Raw genomic sequence first — 18,422 nt, 5'->3', positions numbered from 1 at the left:
GGGCGGCGGGCCGGGGGCCGTCAGCCGGTGCTGGTCCAGACGGGCAGGGTCAGCACGGTGTGCATGCGGCGCAGCTCGTCGCGGTGCAGGGCGCTCAGGCGGGTCAGCACCTGCTCGCCCTCCGGCGTCACCAGGACGCGCACGGCGCGGCCGTCGTCGGGGTGGGCCTCCCGCCTGACCAGGCCCTGCGACTGGGCGCGGTTGACCAGCTCGACGACGCTGTGGTGGCGGAGCTGGAGCCGGTCGGCGAGCTCGCGCACGGTCGCCCACTCCCGCCCGGGGAAGCCCTTCAGCGCCAGCAGCAGCTGGTATTGCTGCGGGGTGAGGCCGTCGGCGCGCACCGTCTCCTCGCTGAAGCGCAGGTAGCTGCGGATCCCGAAGCGGAAGCGGGCCAGCGCCTCGAAGTCCTGCTTGGTCAGGGGCGGGCTCTCATGGTCGGACACCGGACAAGTCTATCGCGTCACGAGGTGACGTGCGGCGCAGCGACAGCACATCAGTCCAGGTCAACGTGGTGGAAGACCGCCCATGTTCACCCGATTTCTATCGTGTTACGATGCAAATGCGTCCTGGGGAGGTATCGTGCTCAGTGATCGAGATCGCGAAGTGCTGCGGGAGATCCAGTGCCGGCTGCTGGCCGACGATCCGGCTTTCGCGCGGGACTTCTCGACCGACGCCCGGCTTCTCGGGGACGACGCCCCGTCCGGCGACCCGGCCACGTCCGCCTTCACGCTGCCGCTCCTGCTCAGCCTGGGGCTCGGCGTGCTCTCCCTGGCAGGCGGGTCGGGCGTCGGCGGGCTGGTGTTCTCCGGCATGGCCGCCGGCTTCTGGTGGCTGCGCGAGCGCCACGACGCGGGCACGTACGGGCCCTGAGCGCGCGTACGGGACACCGGAAGGATCCGGCCATCGATGCCCCGCCGGCCGCACGGGGCGGATATCGGAGGAACAAATGATCGCCATCGTCGCCGTGCTGGGCACGGTCCTGGCGCCGGCCGCCCTGGGGCTCGGCCTCGGCGTGCGGGTCGTCAAGCATAAACGGGCCACGCCGCCCGAACAGGCCCCGGAGGCCGCGCCGGGTGAGCCGGAGGAGCCGCCCGCCCTCCCGGCGCGGCCTGAGCTGACCCCGGACAGCGTGCCGGGCCAGCGGCTCCCCACCGAGCGGAGCGTCGCCCGATGAGCCGGCCCGCGGAGCTGAGACGGCACGCCAGGACCTCGGCCGCGCGCCCCAGGGACGGCGAGACCCCGCACACCCTCACCGGCGAGCACGCCCAGCTCCTGGCCCAGGTCACCGCCCGCGCCCGGGCCCTGCTCGCGGCGGCGGCCCGGGGCGGCTCCCCGGAACGGGAGGCCCGCGCCCTGACCGCCTACCTACGCGCCGAGGTGATCCGGCAGATCAGGGACGAGGAGTGGCTGCTGTTCCCCGCCTACGGCGCCGCGCCCGCGCTGTCACGGCTGACCCGCGACCACGCCCGGCTGCGCGCCGCCGTCGACGCGATCACCCGGGCGGCCTCGGACTCCTGCCCGCCGGCGCGGCTCGCGACCCTCACCCGCGACCTGCTCACCCAGCTCGGACGCCACTTCGCCACCGAGGAACGCGTCCTGGCCGCGCTCGGCCGACCGGCCGCCGCGACCGCCGCGCTCGGCGCGCAGCCGCACCGCTGGTTCCCGCTCACCGAGGGGCCGGTGATCGACCTGGACACGCTGCCCCAGGCCGCGGCCGCCGACGCCGTACGCGACCGGCTGCGCAGGCTCGGCCGCGACGAGGCGGTCGAGCTGCGCTCCGGCCACGACCTCAACCTGCTGTGCTGGCAGCTGGCCGACGGCGACTACGGCTTCACGTACCTGAGAGAGGGGCCCGGCGAGTGGCGCGTCCGGGTGCGGCGGCGCTGAGGCGGGGCGAGCTCAGCCGCACGGCCACGGCCCGCCGCGGGGTTCTAGGGTGGAGGCGTGCTGAAGGCGTGGGCCGGGGTGGCGGGGGAGTCGCGGGCGGCGCTCGCTGTGGGGGCGGAGCTGGTGGCCCGCTGGAGCGAGCCGCACCGGCGCTACCACGACCTGGCCCACCTGCGCGCGGTGCTGTCCGCCGTCGGCCTGCTGGAGGGCTCCGCCGCCGACCCCGTGGCGGTGCGGCTGGCCGCCTGGTTCCACGACGCCGTCTACGACGGGCGGCCCGGCTGGGACGAGGAGCGCAGCGCCCAGCTCGCCCAGGCCAGGCTGCCGCGCTGCGGCGTGCCGCCGTCGCGGGTGGCCGAGGTCGCCAGGCTGGTCCGGCTGACCGCCGCGCACGACACCGTCACCACCGGCGACCGCGACGGCGCGGTGCTGTGCGACGCCGACCTGGCCGTCCTCGGCGGCGACGGCTACGCCGCCTACGCGCGGGCGATCCGCCAGGAGTACGCGCACGTGCCCGACGACCTCTTCAGGCGGGGCCGGGCCCAGGTGCTGCGCCGGCTGCTGGCCGTACCGGAGCTCTATCGCACGCCCGCCGCGCGGGAGCTGTGGGAGGAGCGGGCGCGGGCCGCGATGGCGCGCGAGCTCGCCGAGCTCAGCGGGGCTTGCGGCGGCGCAGCCCCGAGGCGATGAGGCGGTGCAGCAGCTCGCGCGAGCTGACCGGATGCGCGCCGAGCGACACCGCGTGCGCGTGCGCCGTCTCCGGCACGTCGTAGTGGTCGCGGTCGAACGCGCGCCCGGGCACGCCGAGCCGCACCGCGAAGGCGTGCAGCTCGTCCAGCGAGCTGTCGCTGACCAGGTGGGACCAGAGCAGGCCGCGCGGCCCGGGGAAGTTGGGCGGGTCGATGAGCACCGTCACGACGTCAAGGGTAGAACCCGCCCGCGCACGGTGAGCTCCCCGAGATCGGCCACCACCGCGCCCACGTCCCGCGCGAGGCCGGAGTCGTCGCGGTCCACCGCCACCACCAGCCCGAACCCGCCCCTGCGGGCCGCCTCGATCCCCGGCAGCGCCGTCTCCACCACCGCCGCCCGGACGGCCGGCAGCGCCAGCCGGCGCACCGCCTCCAGGAACAGCGCCGGATCGGGCTTGCCCGGCAGGTTCATCAGCGCCGCGTCACTCCCGTCGACCAGCACGTCGAACAGGTGCGTCACGCCCGCCGCCCCGACCAGCCTGCGCCCGTGCAGGCTGGCCGACACCCCGGCGGTACGGGCCCCGCGCCGGCGCAGCTCGTGCAGCAGCGCCACGGCGGCGGGGAACGCGGCGACGCCGTACTTGTCCACCTCGGCGAGGAACAGCTGGTCCTTGGCCAGGCCGAGCCCGTGCACGGTCGGCGCGCCCGGCGGGTCGTCGGCCGCGCCCTCGGGCAGCGTGATGCCGCGCGAGGCCAGGAACGTGCGCACCCCGTCGAGGCGCGGACGCCCGTCGACGTGGCGCAGGTAGTCGCCGCGGATGTCGAACGGCTCGCAGCGGCCGCGCAGGAACGCGTCGAAGACGTGCTTCCAGGCGGCCGCGTGCCCCCGGGCGGTGTCGGTGACCACGCCGTCGGTGTCGAACACGACGGCGCCGATCGCCGTCAGGTCGATGACAGGATCGCTCACACCGCGAACGTAACCCCTCTACCAGGCGACGGGTAGCTTCTCCACGCCGTAGACGATGGCCAGCTTGCGCCACGGGATCTCCCCGGCCACGTGCAGCCCGGGGAAGCGGCGCAGCAGCGCCGGGAAGGCGATGCGCATCTCCATCTGGGCCAGCGGCGCGCCGATGCAGCGGTGGATGCCGTGCCCGAACGCCAGGTGCGAGCCCGCGGTCGGGCGGCCCGGCTTCACCTCGTCCATGTCGTCGCCGAGGTTCGGGTCGCGGTTGGCCGCGGCGAGCGAGCACAGCACCATCTCGCCCTTCTTGATCTGGTGCCCGTGCAGCTCCAGGTCGTCGCGGGCGAAGCGCGGGAAGGCCACCTGCACGACCGTCATGTAGCGCAGCAGCTCCTCGACGACGTCGTTGACGTAGCCGTCGACCTCGCGCACCTTGGCGGCCTGCTCGGGGTTCTCCAGCAGCCACAGCGTGCCGAGCGCGAGCATGCTGGTGCTCGTGTCGTGCCCGCCGGTCAGCAGGCCGTCGGCCATGCTGGCGAGCGTCCGGTCGTCGAGCTCGTCGCCGTGCTCGCGCAGCAGCTGGCCGAGCAGGCCCTCGCCGGGGTTCTGCCGCTCACGGGCGACCAGGTCGACCAGGTACGTCATCGCGTCGTTGATCGCCTGCAGCGACGCCTCGGGCCCGGCGGTGAAGTCGAACCGGTCGGTGCTGAGCTTGACGAAGTCGGCGCGCTCCTCGTACGGGACGCCGAGCAGCTCGCACACGACGAGCGACGGGATGGGGAGCGCGAACTCCTCCATCAGGTCCACCGGTGAGCCCTTGGCCGCCATCCGGTCCAGGTGCTCCTCGACCATCGCCTCGATCCGCGGCTCCAGCCTGCGCAGCCGCCGCATGGTGAACTCGGGCGTCAGGTACTTGCGCAGCCGCGTGTGCTCGGGCGGGTCGCGGAAGCCGAGGCCGCCCGGGTCCTCCTGGTTGGAGCCCAGGCCGATGACGCCGGCGAAGTCGTTGCTGAAGCGCTCGTGGTCGCCGAGGACGCCACGCACGTCGTCCCACCGCGTCACCAGGTAGACCGTCTGGCCGCCCGGGATCTCCATCGGGAAGACCGGGTGCTCGGTCCGGATGCGGGCGAGTTCGGCCGCCGGATCGAACCCGTCGCGCATGAACTGGACGAGCGGGAACTCTGAGTCTGACATCGAAATCCGTCCTGCTGGGATACATCACACCATGTTGGGATAAATCCCTCGATAGATGGTCCCATCCGTGACGGGTGGCTGGTGCCCTCCGAAAGGACGAGATTTCATCTCACCTGATGATGAGATTCCGTCCCGCCGACCGCAAGTGTCCTGGTCACCTCGTCCGGCGGTCCCGCCTCCCGCGACGGCACGGAAGGTAGCTGTCCGGTACGAACCCCGCTTCTTGTGCTGCTCCTGGGGCGTACGGGGAAAGACGGGCAAACCGGGGCGGCAGGCGGCGTTTGGCGTACAAGATGGCGACATTCTGCGATGATCTCGTCGTTTGGAGCCCGAGACTGAGCCTCACGGATAGTGACTGATGCCCACATTCGAGGAAATAGCGGCCTTCATCACAGAGAAGCCGCTCGCGACCGCCGTCATCGCCGTTCTCACGCTGGCCGGGCTGGGGCTGGCCTTCCTGGTCCTGCGCGTCGTCTGGCGCGCCACCGCCTGGCTCGTCGCCCGCTACGTCGCCCCCCGCCCCATCGAGGACCTGCTGACCATCGTCGCCGCGTCCATCGCCACCGGCGTCTCGGCCCAGGGCATGTGGCGCTTCTCCGGCGACGTCCTCGGCCTCGACGGGCCGCTGCGGCTGCTGCTGTTCGCCTTCATCGAAGTCGCCATCATCACCTCCGCCGTACGCGCCCGGCGCAACATGCGCGAGAACTACTCCGCCGGCATCGACGGCATCGCCGTGTGGGCGCTGACCTGCCTGACCGCCGTGCTGTCCAGCATGGACGCGCGCAGCCTCCCCGAAGCGATCTTCCGGCTCGCCGCCCCGCTCGTCGCCGCCTGGCTGTGGGAGCGCGGCATGGCCATCGAACGCCACCGCATCCGCGGCACCGGGCGCATCAACTGGCGGCTCACCCCCGAACGGCTCCTCGTCCGCCTCGGCCTGGCCGAGGTCAGCGACCGCACCGCCAGCGAGGTCGACGCGCACCGCAGGCTCACGCGCGTCGCCCTGGCCGCCAAGCGCGCCAAGGCGCTGCGCGAGTCAGGCGGCTCCGAACGCAAGATGCGCGCCGCCCTCGCCAAGCTCGACAAGGCCATGGACCAGGCCGTCGAGCACACCGGCCTCGCCGTCGACCAGGCCCGCCAGGAAGCCCTGCTCGCCCAGATCGCCGCCCTCTACAACACCTCCGCGCTCATCGACGCCGCCCCCCGCGTGCCCTGGGAGCCCGACCCCGACCACCAGCCCGTGCCCGCCCGCCCCGCACTCCCCCCGGCCCTGGCCGAACTCGTCGACGAGGAGGACGAGGACGTCGACGTGCTCGACGCCACCCCCCAGGTCGTCGACACCGCCCAGCGGGCCGCGCTCATGCGGGCCGCCCGCGCCTACTGGGACCGGCAGATCGCCAAGGGCATCGTCCCGCGCACCGTCGACATCGCCCAGGAGATCGGCATCTCGCTCGCCACCGCGCGCGAGTATCGTGCCCTGTGGAAGCTGGAGCCGCGGGCCCACGCCCTCATCGAGGCGCTGTTCCACCAGCACGGCATCGTCGACACCGGCGCCTTCCCCGCCATCGCCGACGACGGGCGGGTGCTGACCAAGTCCTGAACGGAACGGGGGCGCCAGGGTGCGCGAGCGGACGCTCGAACGGGTCAGGAAACTGCTGGCCAAGGCCGAGCGCACGGACAACGAGCACGAGCGGGCCACGTTCATGGCGGCGGCCACGGCGCTCATGGCCAAGTACGGCATCGACGCCCTCGACCCCGAACAGCCCCGCCGGCGGCCCGGCGACCGCATCGTCACCCTGCCCGGGCCGTGGGCCAGGGAGAAGGCCCGGCTCGTCAGCCTCGTCGCGCAGGCGCTGCGCTGCCGGCCGCTGCTCATCGGGCGCGGCGACGGCGGGCACCGGGTGCACGTCTTCGGCTTCGCCGCCGACCTGGAACGTGCCGAACTGCTCGCCACGTCGCTGCTGCTCCAGATGGCCTCCGGGCTGGCCCGCGTCCGGCTGCCCGACGGGGTCGACGCCGTCCGCGCCTACCGCCGCTCCTGGCTGCTCGGTTTCACCGACGAGGTCTACCGGCTGCTGAGCGAGGCCGAACGGCGCGCCGAGGACGAGTCGCCCGTCGCCGGCACCGCCCTGGTCCTCGCCGACCGCCGCGCCGAGGTCGACCGCGCCGTCTCCGCCGTCTACCCGCGCGTCCGCCTCAGCGTCCCCCGCACCAGCGGCACCGGCTACCGCGACGGCGTCGCCGCCGGCCGCCGCGCCGACCTCAGCCGCACCGGCGTCCCCACCCCACCGACCCGCCAACTCCCCTGACCCCCGCCAGGCCCGGCCACTGACCACCCCTCCCGGAGGCCGCGACTTCCGGGGGGTGGCCGTCTCCTGGTGGGACGCGCGTCTGGGGGAGGGGACGCCCTCTGGGGGAGGCGGCCCTTCCCAGGCGTACGGCCCCTTCCGAAGGCCCGCCCCCGTCCAGGAGGCCCGCCCCCTCGCGGAGGCCGTGACCTCCGCGAGGTGGCCGTCTCCTGGTGGGACGCGCGTCCGGGGCCGGGGGCGGGTGGGTCAGTTCAGGGCGGCGGAGACGAGGGAGCGGGCCTCCTCCTGGACCTGGGCGAGGTGGTCGGGCCCCTTGAAGGACTCGGCGTAGATCTTGTACACGTCCTCGGTCCCCGACGGCCGGGCCGCGAACCAGGCGCTGGCCGTGGACACCTTCACCCCGCCGAGGCTCGCCCCGTTGCCCGGCGCGGCCGTCTGCACGTCGGTGATGGACTCGCCGGCCAGGGTGGAGGCCGTCACCTGGTCGGCGGACAGCTTGCCGAGCACCGCCTTCTCCTCCCGGGTGGCGGGCGCGTCCACCCGCGCGTAGGCGGGCTCGCCGTAGGCGGCGGTGAGGTCGCGGTAGTGCTCGCTCGGCGACCTGCCGGTGACCGCGCGGATCTCCGAGGCGAGCAGCGCCAGGATGATCCCGTCCTTGTCCGTGGTCCACGGCGACCCGTCGCGGCGCAGGAACGACGCCCCGGCGCTCTCCTCGCCGCCGAACCCGAGCGACCCGTCGAGCAGCCCCGGCACGAACCACTTGAACCCCACCGGCACCTCGTACAGCCGCCTGCCGAGCGACGCGGCGACGCGGTCGATGATGCCGCTGCTCACCATCGTCTTGCCGACGCCGGCGTCGCCGGGCCAGCCGTCGCGGTGCCCGTACAGGTAGGAGATGGCGACGGCGAGGTAGTGGTTGGGGTTCATCAGCCCGTCGGGCGTGACGATCCCGTGCCGGTCGGAGTCGGCGTCGTTGCCGGTGGAGATGTCGTACGCGTCGCGCCCGGCGATGAGGGACGCCATCGCGTACGGCGAGGAGCAGTCCATGCGGATCTTGCCGTCCCAGTCGAGCGTCATGAAGCGCCAGGTGGGGTCGACGAGCGGGTTGACCACGGTGAGGTCGAGCCGGTGCCGTTCGGCGATCTCCCCCCAGTAGGCCACGGCGGCGCCGCCGAGCGGGTCGGCGCCGATGCGCACGCCGGAGGCGCGGATGGCGTCGAGGTCGATGACGGAGGGCAGGTCGTCGACGTAGGAGCCGAGGAAGTCGTGCCGTCCGGCCTCGGCGAGCGCCTTGGTGTAGCTGACCCGGGGGACGTTCTTGAGCCCGGCGGCCAGCAGGCGGTTGGCCCGGTCCTGGATCCAGGAGGTGGCGTCGGAGTCGGCCGGGCCGCCGTGCGGCGGGTTGTACTTGAAGCCGCCGTCGGAGGGCGGGTTGTGCGACGGCGTGATCACGACGCCGTCGGCGAGGCCGGTGGTGCGGCCGCGGTTGTGGGTGAGGATGGCGTGCGACACGGCGGGCGTGGGCGTGTAGCCGTCGCGCGAGTCGATCAGCACCCGCACCCCGTTGGCGGCGAGCACCTCCAGCGCCGACACGCGGGCGGGCTCCGACAGCGCGTGCGTGTCGATGCCCAGGTAGAGCGGCCCGTCGGTGCCCTGCGCCTGCCGGTATTCGCAGATGGCCTGGGTGGTGGCCAGGATGTGGTCCTCGTTGAAGGCCGTCTTCAGCGACGACCCGCGATGCCCCGAGGTGCCGAACGCCACCCGCTGCGCGACCTCGCCGGGATCCGGCTTCAGCGTGTAATAGGCGGTCACCAGCCTGGCGACGTCGACCAGGTCGGCGGGCTGAGCGGGCTTCCCCGCGCGTTCGTGGGTCATGGAGCCACTTTACAAATCGCCGCCCGCACGGCTCCGCCAACACCCTGGGTGATCGGGTTAGACTCGCGCCTGCGGCCACCAGAATGGAGTTCTGTAGCGATGCGATTCGGACTTCTGATCAACGAGCCCCAGGGGGACGACCCGTTCGCCGAGCTGAGCGAGCGGATCGCCCAGGCGGAGAGCGACGGGTTCGACTCGGCCTGGATGTCGAACATCTTCGGCCTCGACGCGCTCACCGCGCTGGCCGTCGCCGGCAGCCGGGCGGGCGGCGGGATCGAGCTGGGCACCGGCGTGGTGCCGACCTATCCGCGCCACCCGGTGGTGCTCGCGCAGCAGGCCATGACCGTCAACGCGGCGCTCGGCGGGCGGCTGGCGCTCGGCATCGGGCTGTCGCACAAGGTGGTCATCGAGGACGTGTTCGGCTACAGCTACGACCGCCCGGCCCGGCACATGAAGGAGTACCTGGAGATCCTGCTGCCCGCCACCCGCGGCGAGCAGGTCTCCTACGGCGGCGAGACGCTCCGCGCGAACGTGCGCCTGGGCACGCCCGGCGCCGGCCTGCCGGTGCTCGTGGCGGCGCTCGGCCCGCGCATGCTCAGGCTCGCCGGCACCGTCGCCGACGGCACCGTGCTCTGGATGACCGGCCCGAAGACCGTCGCCGGCCACATCGCCCCCACGATCAACGCCGCCGCGGAGGAGGCCGGCCGCGAGCGGCCGCGCATCGTCTGCACGCTGCCGGTCTGCGTCACCGACGACGCCCCCGCCGCGCGGGCGCGCGCCGACGAGATCTTCGCGATGTACGGCAAGCTGCCCTCCTACCGGGCCATGCTGGACCGCGAGGGCGCCGAGGGACCCGGCGACGTGGCGGTCATCGGTGACGAGGACTCCGTCCGGGAGCAGATCGAGGGCCTCGCCGCGGCCGGGGTGACCGATTTCGTGGCCTCCGTCTACGGCGACCGCGAGCGCGCCCGGCAGGTGCTCCTCGGCGCGTCCCGTGGGTGAGCGGCGGGCACCTGCCTAGACTCCGCAAAGGTGAAGCGCTTGCTGCATGGCATCGACGTGTCCAACTGGCAGGGCTCCGTCGACTGGGCTGACCACGCCCGGTCCGGAGTGGCGTTCGCCTTCGCCAAGGCCACCGAGGGAGGAGACTGGACGGACCGGTGGTTCGCCCGCAACTGGGACGGCATGCGGGAGAACTGGATCGTCTGCGGCGCCTACCACTTCGGCCGGCCCAAGGGCGACCCGGAGCAGCACGCGCGCCACTTCCTGGGCACGATCCGGCAGGCGGGCGGGCTGCGCCGCGGCGACCTGCTCGCGCTCGACCTGGAGACGGGCGACGGGCTCAAGCCGGACGAGGTCGCCCGCTACGCCCGCCGCTGGTGCCGGGCGGTCGAGCGGCAGGCGGGGGTGCGCCCGTTCATCTACACCTTCCAGTCGTTCGCCGGCGCGGGCAACTGCGCCGGCCTGGCCGAATACCCGCTGTGGATCGCCAGCCCGCACCATCCGCGCGGCAGGCCGGCCGTGCCGAGACCGTGGCGCGAGTGGACCATCCACCAGCACGCCAACAGCCCGATCGACCGCAACGTGTTCGAGGGCACCCGCCGGGAGCTGACCAGGCTGGGGTACGACCCGCGATAGCATCGGATCCCACCGATCCGCGTGCTATCCCAGGGAGTCACCGTGTCAGCCGAGCTACGCATCACCCTCGCCGGAGCCGAGCGTGTGGTCGCGGCCGGCACGACGGCCGGCGAGGCCCTGGAGGCCGACGGGCGCGCCGTCGTCGCGGCGCGCGTCAACGGCGAGGCGCGCGACCTGGCCCACCCGCTGGCCGACGGCGACGTGGTCGAGCCCGTCGAGGCGTCCAGCGAGGAAGGCCGGGCGATCATCCGGCACTCCACCGCCCACGTGATGGCCCAGGCGGTGCAGGAGCTGTTCCCCGAGGCCAAGCTGGGCATCGGCCCGCCGGTCGACAACGGCTTCTACTACGACTTCGACGTCGACCAGGCGTTCCAGCCCGACGACCTCAAGCGCGTCGAGAAGCGCATGCGCGAGATCGTCAAGCAGGGCCAGGTGTTCTCCCGCCGCCCCGTCACCGACGACGAGGCGCGCGAGGAGCTCGCCGACGAGCCCTACAAGCTGGAGCTCATCGGCCTCAAGGGCGGCGCGGCCGACGAGGAGGCCGTCGAGGTCGGCGCCGGTCAGCTGACCATCTACGACAACCTCGACGCCAAGACCGGCGAGCTCCACTGGAAGGACCTGTGCCGCGGCCCGCACGTGCCGTCGACCCGGTCCATCCCGGCTTTCAAGCTCATGCGCTCCGGCGGCGCCTACTGGCGCGGCAGCGAGAAGAACCCGCAGCTCCAGCGCATCTACGGCACCGCCTGGGAGTCCCGCGACAAGCAGGACGAATACCTCAAGCTGCTGGAGGAGGCCGAGAAGCGCGACCACCGCAAGCTCGGCGCCGAGCTCGACCTGTTCAGCTTCCCGCCGGAGCTGGGCAGCGGGCTGCCGATCTTCCATCCCAAGGGCGGGATCATCCGCAAGGAGATGGAAGACTACATGCGGGCGCGGCAGGCCGAGGCGGGCTACGAGTTCGTCAACACGCCGCACATCACCAAGTCGTCGCTGTTCGAGACCTCCGGCCACCTGCCGTGGTATGCCGACGACATGTTCCCGGCCTTCGAGCTGGAGGGCGTCGAATACCGGGTCAAGCCGATGAACTGCCCGATGCACAACCTGATCTTCCGGGCGCGTGGGCGCTCCTACCGCGACCTGCCGCTGCGGCTGTGCGAGTTCGGCTCCGTCTACCGCTACGAGAAGTCCGGCGTGGTCCACGGCCTGACCCGGGTGCGCGGCATGACGCAGGACGACGCGCACATCTACACCACCCGCGAGCAGATGGCCGACGAGATCAAGTCGCTGCTGCGGTTCGTGCTGAGCGTGCTGCGCGACTTCGGCCTGTCCGACTTCTACCTGGAGCTGTCCACCCGTGACGACTCCGAGAAGTTCATCGGCGACCCCGCCGAGTGGGAGGAGGCCACCGAGGCGCTGCGCCAGGTGGCGACCGAGTCGGGGCTGACGCTCAAGGACGACCCGGGCGGCGCCGCCTTCTACGGGCCGAAGATCTCCGTGCAGGCCAAGGACGCCATCGGCCGCACCTGGCAGCTGTCCACCATTCAGCTCGACCTCAACCAGCCCAAGCGGTTCGGCCTCGAATACCAGGCCGCCGACGGCAGCCGCCAGACCCCGGTCATGATCCACCGGGCGCTGTTCGGCTCCGTCGAGCGCTTCCTCGGCGTGCTCACCGAGCACTACGCGGGCGCCTTCCCCCCGTGGCTGGCGCCGGTCCAGGTCGTGGGCATCCCGATCGCCGACGCGCACGTCCCCTACCTTCAGGACGTGGCCAAGAAGCTGCGCGAGCGCGGCGTCCGGGTCGACATCGACGCCTCCGACGACCGCATGCAGAAGAAGATCCGCAACGCGCAGAAGTCGAAGGTCCCGTACATGCTGCTCGCGGGCGACGACGACATCGCCAACGGCGCGGTGTCGTTCCGCTACCGCAGCGGGGAGCAGAAGAACGGCGTGGCGGTGGACGAGGCGATCGCCGAGATCGTCAACGCGGTCGAGAGTCGCGTCCAGGTCTGACCAGCCGCTGATCGGCCGCCGATCAGCCGCTGGCCGGCGGCCGGCCGGTCAGCGGCTGAAGAGCCTGAACGGGATCGCCGGGCGGCCACCGAACCGCCCGGCCGTCTCGGCGGCGAACCCCTCGACGAGCGAGCGGGCGTAGTCCTGCGGCGGCTGGTCGGTGAGGGCCTCGATGTAGGCGCGGTGCTCGGCCAGCGACCGGACGCCCGCCTCGAGGCCCGCGGTGACGTCGACCGCGTGAGTGGGGTCGTCGTCGCCGGCCACGGCGACCCAGCGCACGCCGTCCCAGGGCTCGGCCTCGATGTCGGGGAAGATCCACCGGTTGCCCGCGTCGCCGGCGGCGTCGAGCGCGGCCCGGCCGACGGCCCGGTGGTCGGGGGTGTTCCAGGCGGTGGCGCCCCAGGTGTCGGCGAAGTTGAGCGTGATGAGCAGCTCGGGCCGGTGCCTGCGGATGGCCGCGGTGATGTCGCGGCGCAGCGCGACCCCGTACTCGATCACCCCGTCGGGGTGGTCGAGGAACTCCACGGACGTCACGCCGACGACGGCGGCGCCGGTCCGCTCCTCGCGCTCGCGCAGCGGGGCGGCCTCGGCCGGAGGTAGCGTGTCGATGCCCGCCTCGCCCCTGGTTGCCACCAGGTAGGAGACCTCCCGGCCTTCGCCGGTCCACGTCGCCACGGCCGCCGCGCAGCCGTACTCCAGGTCGTCGGGGTGCGCGACCACGGCGAGGGCGCGCCGCCAGTCGCCGGGCATGGGTTCCAGCTGCTCCATGAGCCCACCCTAGAACGTACGATGGCCCGCGGAGCGGAGGAGGCACGAGCATGGACGAGACGGCCAAGGCGATCGCGGCGGGTGACCAGGCGGCGTTCGCGCGGCTGGCCGAGCGCCACCGGCACGAGCTCCAGGTGCACTGCTATCGCATGCTCGGCTCCTACGCCGACGCCGAGGACATGGTGCAGGAGGCGCTGCTGAAGGCGTGGCGCAGGCGCGACACGTTCGAGGGCCGCTCGTCGCTGCGGGCGTGGCTCTACCGCATCGCCACGAACGTCTGCCTCGACGCGCTGTCCGGCCCGGCGCGCTCCCGCGAGGTCGTGGTCACGATGGGCGGCACGCCCGCCGAGGTGCCGTGGCTGCAGCCGTACCCGGACCGGATGCTCGACCTGGCCGGGCCGGGGGAGGGCGAGCCCGACGCGCTCGCCGTCGCCCGCGAGACGATCGAGCTGGCCTACCTGGCGGCCATCCAGCATCTGCCGCCGCGCCAGCGGGCGGTGCTCATCCTGCGAGACGTGGCCGGCTGGCCGGCCGAGGAGACCGCGCAGGCGCTGGAGCTGAGCGTGGCCGCGGTCAAGAGCGCGTTGCAGCGCGCCCGCGCGACGCTGCGCACCCACCTGCCCGAGCGGCGCGCCGAATGGGGTCCCGCCACCGAGCCGAGCGCCGAGGAGCGGGCGGTGCTGCGCCGCTACATGCGCGCCTCGGAGACGGGCGACCTCACCGCGCTGGCCGAGCTGCTGCGCGAGGACGCCCGCCAGACGATGCCGCCCGCGACCCGCCTGTACGACGGCCGCGCCGCGATCCTCGGCCTGTGGGCCCCGGTCCTCGAAGGACCCGAGGCGTGGGGCGAGTGGCGCGCGCTGGCGGCGACGGCGAACCGGCAGCCCGCCGCCGCCAACTACGTGCGGCGGCCCGGCGAGACCGTCTTCACCGCGGTCAACCTCGACGTGCTGCGGGTGGAGGACGGGCGGATCGCCGAGATCATCACGTTCGGCCCGGAGGTGTTCGCCGCCTTCGGCCTGCCCGCCACCCTCTGAGAAATTTCTCCCGCCGGACCGATTCCTTTTCCCGCGCCGCGCCGTCATACGGGCATGACTGAAGACATGCAGCTCAAGGCCCTTGACCGGCTCGTCGGCACCTGGCACGTGACCGGTGGCGCGGAGGGCACCGTCACCTACCGCTGGCTCGACGGCGGCTTCTTCCTCGTCCAGGACGTCGACCTGGTCCAGGAGGGCCAGCCGGTCAAGGGCGTGGAGATGATCGGCCGCGAACGCCCGTTCGGCGCCGACAAGCCGAGCGAGGACATCAAGTCCCGCTACTACGACAGCAACGGCAACACCCTCGACTACGTCTATGAGCTGGAGGGCGACACGCTCACCATCTGGGGCCTGGAGAAGGGCTCGCCCGCCTACTACCGGGGCACGTTCTCCGCCGACGGCGACACCGTCACCGGCGCCTGGGTGTACCCGGGCGGGGGCGGCTACCAGTCGGACATGACCCGCGTGAAGTGAGGCCCCGGCCTGTGGTGAACTGGGCCCGTGCGCGTCGCCCTCGGAGCCCTCGTCGTCCTGGCCGTGCTCGCGCTGCTCACCGGGCTGCTCTGGCTGTTCCAGCGGAAGCTGGTCTACCTGCCCGACCGCGGCTCGGTGCCGCCGGCCGGGCAGGTAGTCCCGGGCGCCCGTGACGTCGTGCTGACCACCGGCGACGGGCTGCGGCTGGGCGCCTGGCACGTGCCCGGCGACCACCCGGTGACCGTGCTCGTCGCGGGCGGCAACGCGGGCAACCGGCTGCACCGGGCGCCGCTGGCCAGGGCGCTGGCCGCGCACGGTCTGCCGGTGCTGCTCATGGACTACCGGGGCTACGGCGGCAACCCGGGCAGCCCCGACGAGGAGGGGCTGCTGCGTGACGCGCTGGCGGCGCGCGAGTTCGCCGGCGACGGGCCGGTGATCTACTTCGGGGAGAGCCTGGGGGCGGCCGTGACCACCCGGCTGGCCACCGTCCGGCCGCCCGCCGGGATGGTGCTGCGCTCGCCGTTCACCGACCTGGCGGCGGCCGGGCAGGTCAGCTACCCGTTCCTGCCGGTGCGGGCGCTGCTGCGCGACCGCTTCCCGGTCAGCGGGCTCCTGGCCGGCGTGCGGGCGCCGGTCGTGGTCGTGTACGGCAGCGCCGACACGATCGTGCCGCCGGAGCAGAGCAGGGCGGTCGCCGGGGCGGCGGGCGGGCCGGTCACCGTCGTCGAGGTCCCCGGGGCCGGCCACAACGATCCGGCCCTGCTGACCGGGCCGGAGCTGATCGGCGCCGTCGTCGACCTGGCCGACCGGATCCGCGACACCTCCTGAGCCGGCCGCGCCTCCCGGCGCGCGGTCAGAACGGCTCGTCGCCGGCGGGGTCTGGCGCCGCGCGGCCCTCGCCCGGCAGGCGGACGTCGTCCACGGTCACGTTGACCTCCATGACGCGCATGCCCAGCATCCGGCTCACGCTCCGCGCCACGTTCGCCTTGACCTCGGCGGCGACCTCCATCACCACGTGGCCGTACTCGACCACGATCGTCAGGTCGATCGCCACCTGCCGGTCGTGGATCTCCGCGCTCACGCCCTGGTTGCCGCGCCGCGACCCGATGCCGACGCGGTCGCGTACGGACTCGAAGGCGCGGGCGAGGTCGCCGCCCATGTCGGCGACGCCCGCCACCTCCTGCGCCGCCAGCGCGGCCACCTTCTCCACCACCTCGTCCGCCACCGTGATGCGGCCCTTGACGACGGGGGCGGCGGGCGGCTGGACGGGGCCGGCGGCTTCGGCGGCTTCGGCGGCTTCGGCGGGTGCGGGAGGGTCGGCGTGCTCGGCGATGGCTTCGCTCATGGCTGCCTCCTAGACGGCGTGTCTGGATTGTGCCGGATGTACGCCTCGTTTGTCCGCCAAGTCGTGGCCCTATGCTGCTACGTATGCACGATCAGGCAGGGGCCGGGGCGCCCGACAACTTCCAGCGTCTGTGGACCCCGCATCGCATGGCCTACATCAAGGGCGAGAACAAGCCGACGGGGGAGGGGCCCGGCGACGGCTGCCCCTTCGACGCGATCCCCAAGATGAGCGACGAGGAGGGCCTGATCGTCGCCAGGGGCGAGACGGTCTACGCCGTGCTCAACCTCTACCCGTACAACTCCGGCCATCTCATGGTCGTGCCGTACCGTCACGTCTCCGACTACGCCGACCTCGGCGCGGCGGAGCTGACCGAGCTCGGCGACTTCACCCAGCGCTCGCTGCGCGCCCTGCGCGCGGCCAGCGGCGCGCAGGGCTTCAACGTCGGCATGAACCTGGGCCACGTGGCGGGCGCCGGCATCGCCGCTCACCTGCACCAGCACGTGGTGCCCCGGTGGGGCGGCGACACCAACTTCATGCCGGTCGTGGCCCAGACCAAGGTGCTGCCGCAGCTGCTGCGCGACACCCGCCAGATGCTGGCCGACGCCTGGGTCTGATCCCCGGGGCTAGACGGGGTCGACCTTGACCTTGACGGCCTTGCTCTCGTTGTGCAGGCGGTCGAGCGAGGTCACCAGGTAGGTGCCGGCCGAAGGGGCGGTGAACGACGGGCCGTTGACGACCGCGACCAGGTTGCGGGCGTCGGTGGTGTGGCAGTCGTCGCCCGACTTCGGCACCCGGTAGACGGCGTAGGAGCGCGCCCCGGGCGAGGCCGTCCAGGTGACGGCCGTGCCCGCGGCCTTGACCCCGGCGGGCTTGGCGGGCGCCTGGCCGCCGCGCTCCTTCATCAGGGGCAGCAGCGCCGGGCGGCGGTAGTGCGTCTTGGCGACCTGGTCGATCGCGCCGAGCGGGTTGGTGAGCAGCTGCTTGGCGCTGAAGTAGACGTCGCCCCTGATCTGCTCATGCCGGCGGTTGAGCGTCAGGTGCGCCGACAGCTCGCCGGGCTTGGTCCAGGCGGCCTCGTCGCGGGCGCCGACCCGGTAGAGGGCCTGGCCGATGTACAGGTGCACGCCGCTGCCCTCGACGGCGTCGGCCCACCACGGCGCCAGCGCCTTGTAGCCGGCCGTCTTGTGGCCGCGCGACCAGTAGAGCTGCGGCATCACGTAGTCGACGGTGCCCGCCTTGATCCAGGCGCGGGCGTCGGCGAAGATCGAGTCGTAGGCGGACATGCCGCCCGTCGCCGACCCGCTCGGGTCGTCGGACTTGTTGCGCCAGATGCCGAACGGGCTGACGCCGAACTTCACGTGCTGCTTGGTCGCGTGCACGGCCTCGTCGACCTGGGCGATGAGCTTGTTGACGTTCTGCCGCCGCCAGTCGGCGAGCTTCTTGCCCTTGCCATACTTTGTAAAGGCGGCGGCATCGTCGAACGTCCCGCCCTCACCCGGGTACGGGTAGAAGTAGTCGTCGAAGTGGACCCCGTCGACGTCGTAGCGCTTGACCACGTCGGTGACGACCTTGGTCACGTGCTCGCGGACCTGCGGCAGGCCGGGGTTGTAGTAGAGGCGGTCGCCGTACTTGACGGTCCAGCCGGGGTGGCGCTTGGCCGGGTGGCTCGCCGGCAGCTTGGACATGTCGGCGTCGTAGGAGGCCCGGTACGGGTTGAACCAGGCGTGGAACTCCATGCCCCGCTTGTGTGACTCCTCGATGAGCCACGGCAGCGGGTCCCAGCCCGGGTCCTTGCCCGCGGTGCCCGTCAGGAAGCGCGTCCACGGCTCGATCGACGACTTGTACAGCGCGTCGGAGGCGGGCCGCACCTGCACGAACACCGCGTTGAACTTGCGCTTGGCGGCGGCGTCGAGCAGCTTGACGTACTCGGCCTTCTGCCGCTCGGCGGACAGGCCGGTGCGGGAGGGCCAGTCGATGTTCTGCACGGTGGCGATCCACACGCCGCGCAGCTGGCGCTTGGGGTGGCGGGCGTCGGGCGTGCACGCGGCCGTCACGACGGTGTCGGCGGCCGGCTTCTTCTGGGCCTTGGCCTTGCCCTGGTCGGCCACGGCGCCTGGCCCGAAGGTGTAGGCGGCTCCGGTGGCGACGACTGCGAGGGCGGCTGCGGCTAGGAGGGGGCGTCCGGTTCGCATAGTGCCCACCAGTGTGGCATCCCCGCTGACGTGCTCTGACCGGAAAAAC

General features: G+C 72.9%; 21 protein-coding genes. 13 read left to right on the top strand and 8 right to left on the bottom strand.

Features of this window, described 5'->3' with window-relative positions; all coding sequences use genetic code 11:
• Positions 1–20 precede the first annotated feature (20 nt).
• Positions 21–443, bottom strand: a complete 423-nt coding sequence (locus AB0G11_RS20975; protein ID WP_357587508.1) for a helix-turn-helix domain-containing protein — start codon at positions 441–443, stop codon at positions 21–23.
• Positions 444–579: 136 nt separating this feature from the next.
• Between AB0G11_RS20975 and AB0G11_RS20970 the strand changes: the two genes are divergently transcribed.
• From AB0G11_RS20970 to AB0G11_RS20955, 4 genes are all read left to right on the top strand, one after another.
• Positions 580–870 carry a DUF3040 domain-containing protein gene (locus AB0G11_RS20970; RefSeq protein ID WP_357587507.1) on the top strand — a complete coding sequence of 97 codons (291 nt, stop codon included), beginning with the start codon at positions 580–582 and terminating at the stop codon, positions 868–870.
• Positions 871–946: 76 nt separating this feature from the next.
• A complete protein-coding gene (locus AB0G11_RS20965; RefSeq protein WP_357587506.1) occupies positions 947–1,174 on the top strand; it encodes a hypothetical protein in 228 nt (75 codons plus the stop codon).
• Positions 1,171–1,887, top strand: coding sequence for a hemerythrin domain-containing protein (locus tag AB0G11_RS20960; protein ID WP_357587504.1), 717 nt, complete (start codon positions 1,171–1,173; stop codon positions 1,885–1,887). Before AB0G11_RS20965 ends, AB0G11_RS20960 begins: the two co-directional genes overlap by 4 nt.
• Before the next feature lie 57 nt (positions 1,888–1,944).
• A complete protein-coding gene (locus AB0G11_RS20955) occupies positions 1,945–2,577 on the top strand; it encodes a metal-dependent phosphohydrolase (protein WP_357587503.1) in 633 nt (210 codons plus the stop codon).
• On the opposite strand, the gene AB0G11_RS20950 is transcribed toward AB0G11_RS20955, so the two are convergent.
• From AB0G11_RS20950 to AB0G11_RS20940, 3 genes are read right to left on the bottom strand one after another with little or no spacing between them, the layout of a single operon-like run.
• On the bottom strand, positions 2,540–2,803 hold the full coding sequence (locus AB0G11_RS20950; protein ID WP_219502124.1) for a DUF4031 domain-containing protein: 264 nt from the start codon (positions 2,801–2,803) through the stop codon (positions 2,540–2,542). The genes AB0G11_RS20955 and AB0G11_RS20950 overlap by 38 nt on opposite strands.
• Entirely contained in the window at positions 2,800–3,543 is a 744-nt protein-coding gene (locus tag AB0G11_RS20945; RefSeq protein ID WP_357587501.1) for an HAD family hydrolase, read from the bottom strand. The genes AB0G11_RS20950 and AB0G11_RS20945 overlap by 4 nt, the downstream gene beginning before the upstream one ends.
• Before the next feature lie 18 nt (positions 3,544–3,561).
• Positions 3,562–4,731 (bottom strand): cytochrome P450, encoded by a 1,170-nt coding sequence (locus AB0G11_RS20940; RefSeq protein ID WP_219502128.1) that lies wholly within the window; start codon positions 4,729–4,731, stop codon positions 3,562–3,564.
• 358 nt (positions 4,732–5,089) lie between these two features.
• Here AB0G11_RS20940 and AB0G11_RS20935 point away from each other — a divergent pair, with 358 nt between their 5' ends.
• Together AB0G11_RS20935 and AB0G11_RS20930 are read left to right on the top strand one after the other, a co-directional pair.
• Positions 5,090–6,328: a hypothetical protein gene (locus AB0G11_RS20935; RefSeq protein WP_219502130.1), complete on the top strand. Its 1,239-nt coding sequence runs from the start codon at positions 5,090–5,092 to the stop codon at positions 6,326–6,328.
• Between the two features lie 19 nt (positions 6,329–6,347).
• Complete coding sequence (locus tag AB0G11_RS20930; RefSeq protein ID WP_219502131.1) at positions 6,348–7,037, top strand: DUF2786 domain-containing protein; 690 nt, start codon at positions 6,348–6,350, stop codon at positions 7,035–7,037.
• Between the two features lie 246 nt (positions 7,038–7,283).
• Here AB0G11_RS20930 and pgm read toward each other — a convergent pair whose 3' ends face one another.
• Complete coding sequence (gene pgm, locus AB0G11_RS20925; RefSeq protein ID WP_219502133.1) at positions 7,284–8,912, bottom strand: phosphoglucomutase (alpha-D-glucose-1,6-bisphosphate-dependent); 1,629 nt, start codon at positions 8,910–8,912, stop codon at positions 7,284–7,286.
• Positions 8,913–9,011: 99 nt separating this feature from the next.
• Between pgm and AB0G11_RS20920 the strand changes: the two genes are divergently transcribed.
• The 3 genes from AB0G11_RS20920 to thrS are packed head-to-tail and all read left to right on the top strand — an operon-like array spanning position 9,012 to position 12,557.
• Positions 9,012–9,914: a TIGR03564 family F420-dependent LLM class oxidoreductase gene (locus AB0G11_RS20920; RefSeq protein ID WP_219502135.1), complete on the top strand. Its 903-nt coding sequence runs from the start codon at positions 9,012–9,014 to the stop codon at positions 9,912–9,914.
• Positions 9,915–9,944: 30 nt separating this feature from the next.
• Complete coding sequence (locus tag AB0G11_RS20915) at positions 9,945–10,550, top strand: GH25 family lysozyme (RefSeq protein ID WP_219502137.1); 606 nt, start codon at positions 9,945–9,947, stop codon at positions 10,548–10,550.
• Between the two features lie 21 nt (positions 10,551–10,571).
• Positions 10,572–12,557, top strand: a complete 1,986-nt coding sequence (gene thrS, locus AB0G11_RS20910; protein WP_357587499.1) for a threonine--tRNA ligase — start codon at positions 10,572–10,574, stop codon at positions 12,555–12,557.
• A gap of 48 nt (positions 12,558–12,605) precedes the next feature.
• On the opposite strand, the gene AB0G11_RS20905 is transcribed toward thrS, so the two are convergent.
• Positions 12,606–13,325, bottom strand: a complete 720-nt coding sequence (locus AB0G11_RS20905; protein WP_357587497.1) for a PIG-L deacetylase family protein — start codon at positions 13,323–13,325, stop codon at positions 12,606–12,608.
• Positions 13,326–13,375: 50 nt separating this feature from the next.
• On the opposite strand from AB0G11_RS20905, the gene AB0G11_RS20900 reads away from it, so the two are divergent.
• The 3 genes from AB0G11_RS20900 to AB0G11_RS20890 are packed head-to-tail and all read left to right on the top strand — an operon-like array spanning position 13,376 to position 15,664.
• On the top strand, positions 13,376–14,362 hold the full coding sequence (locus tag AB0G11_RS20900; RefSeq protein ID WP_219502143.1) for an RNA polymerase subunit sigma-70: 987 nt from the start codon (positions 13,376–13,378) through the stop codon (positions 14,360–14,362).
• A 54-nt stretch (positions 14,363–14,416) separates the two neighbouring features.
• Complete coding sequence (locus tag AB0G11_RS20895) at positions 14,417–14,836, top strand: DUF1579 domain-containing protein (RefSeq protein ID WP_219502145.1); 420 nt, start codon at positions 14,417–14,419, stop codon at positions 14,834–14,836.
• A gap of 27 nt (positions 14,837–14,863) precedes the next feature.
• Positions 14,864–15,664 (top strand): alpha/beta hydrolase, encoded by an 801-nt coding sequence (locus AB0G11_RS20890; RefSeq protein WP_357587496.1) that lies wholly within the window; start codon positions 14,864–14,866, stop codon positions 15,662–15,664.
• A 25-nt stretch (positions 15,665–15,689) separates the two neighbouring features.
• Here the strand turns inward: AB0G11_RS20890 and AB0G11_RS20885 are convergent, their stop codons facing one another.
• Positions 15,690–16,181: an Asp23/Gls24 family envelope stress response protein gene (locus AB0G11_RS20885; RefSeq protein WP_357587493.1), complete on the bottom strand. Its 492-nt coding sequence runs from the start codon at positions 16,179–16,181 to the stop codon at positions 15,690–15,692.
• Between the two features lie 83 nt (positions 16,182–16,264).
• Between AB0G11_RS20885 and AB0G11_RS20880 the strand changes: the two genes are divergently transcribed.
• A complete protein-coding gene (locus AB0G11_RS20880; RefSeq protein WP_246644316.1) occupies positions 16,265–16,795 on the top strand; it encodes an HIT domain-containing protein in 531 nt (176 codons plus the stop codon).
• A 9-nt stretch (positions 16,796–16,804) separates the two neighbouring features.
• Here the strand turns inward: AB0G11_RS20880 and AB0G11_RS20875 are convergent, their stop codons facing one another.
• Complete coding sequence (locus AB0G11_RS20875) at positions 16,805–18,373, bottom strand: family 10 glycosylhydrolase (RefSeq protein ID WP_357587491.1); 1,569 nt, start codon at positions 18,371–18,373, stop codon at positions 16,805–16,807.
• Positions 18,374–18,422: the final 49 nt, after the last annotated feature.

The sequence above is a fragment of the Nonomuraea sp. NPDC023979 genome (genome assembly GCF_040639085.1).
GTDB classification, from domain to species: domain Bacteria; phylum Actinomycetota; class Actinomycetes; order Streptosporangiales; family Streptosporangiaceae; genus Nonomuraea; species Nonomuraea ceibae.
This window is presented reverse-complemented; position numbering and strand designations above follow the sequence as displayed.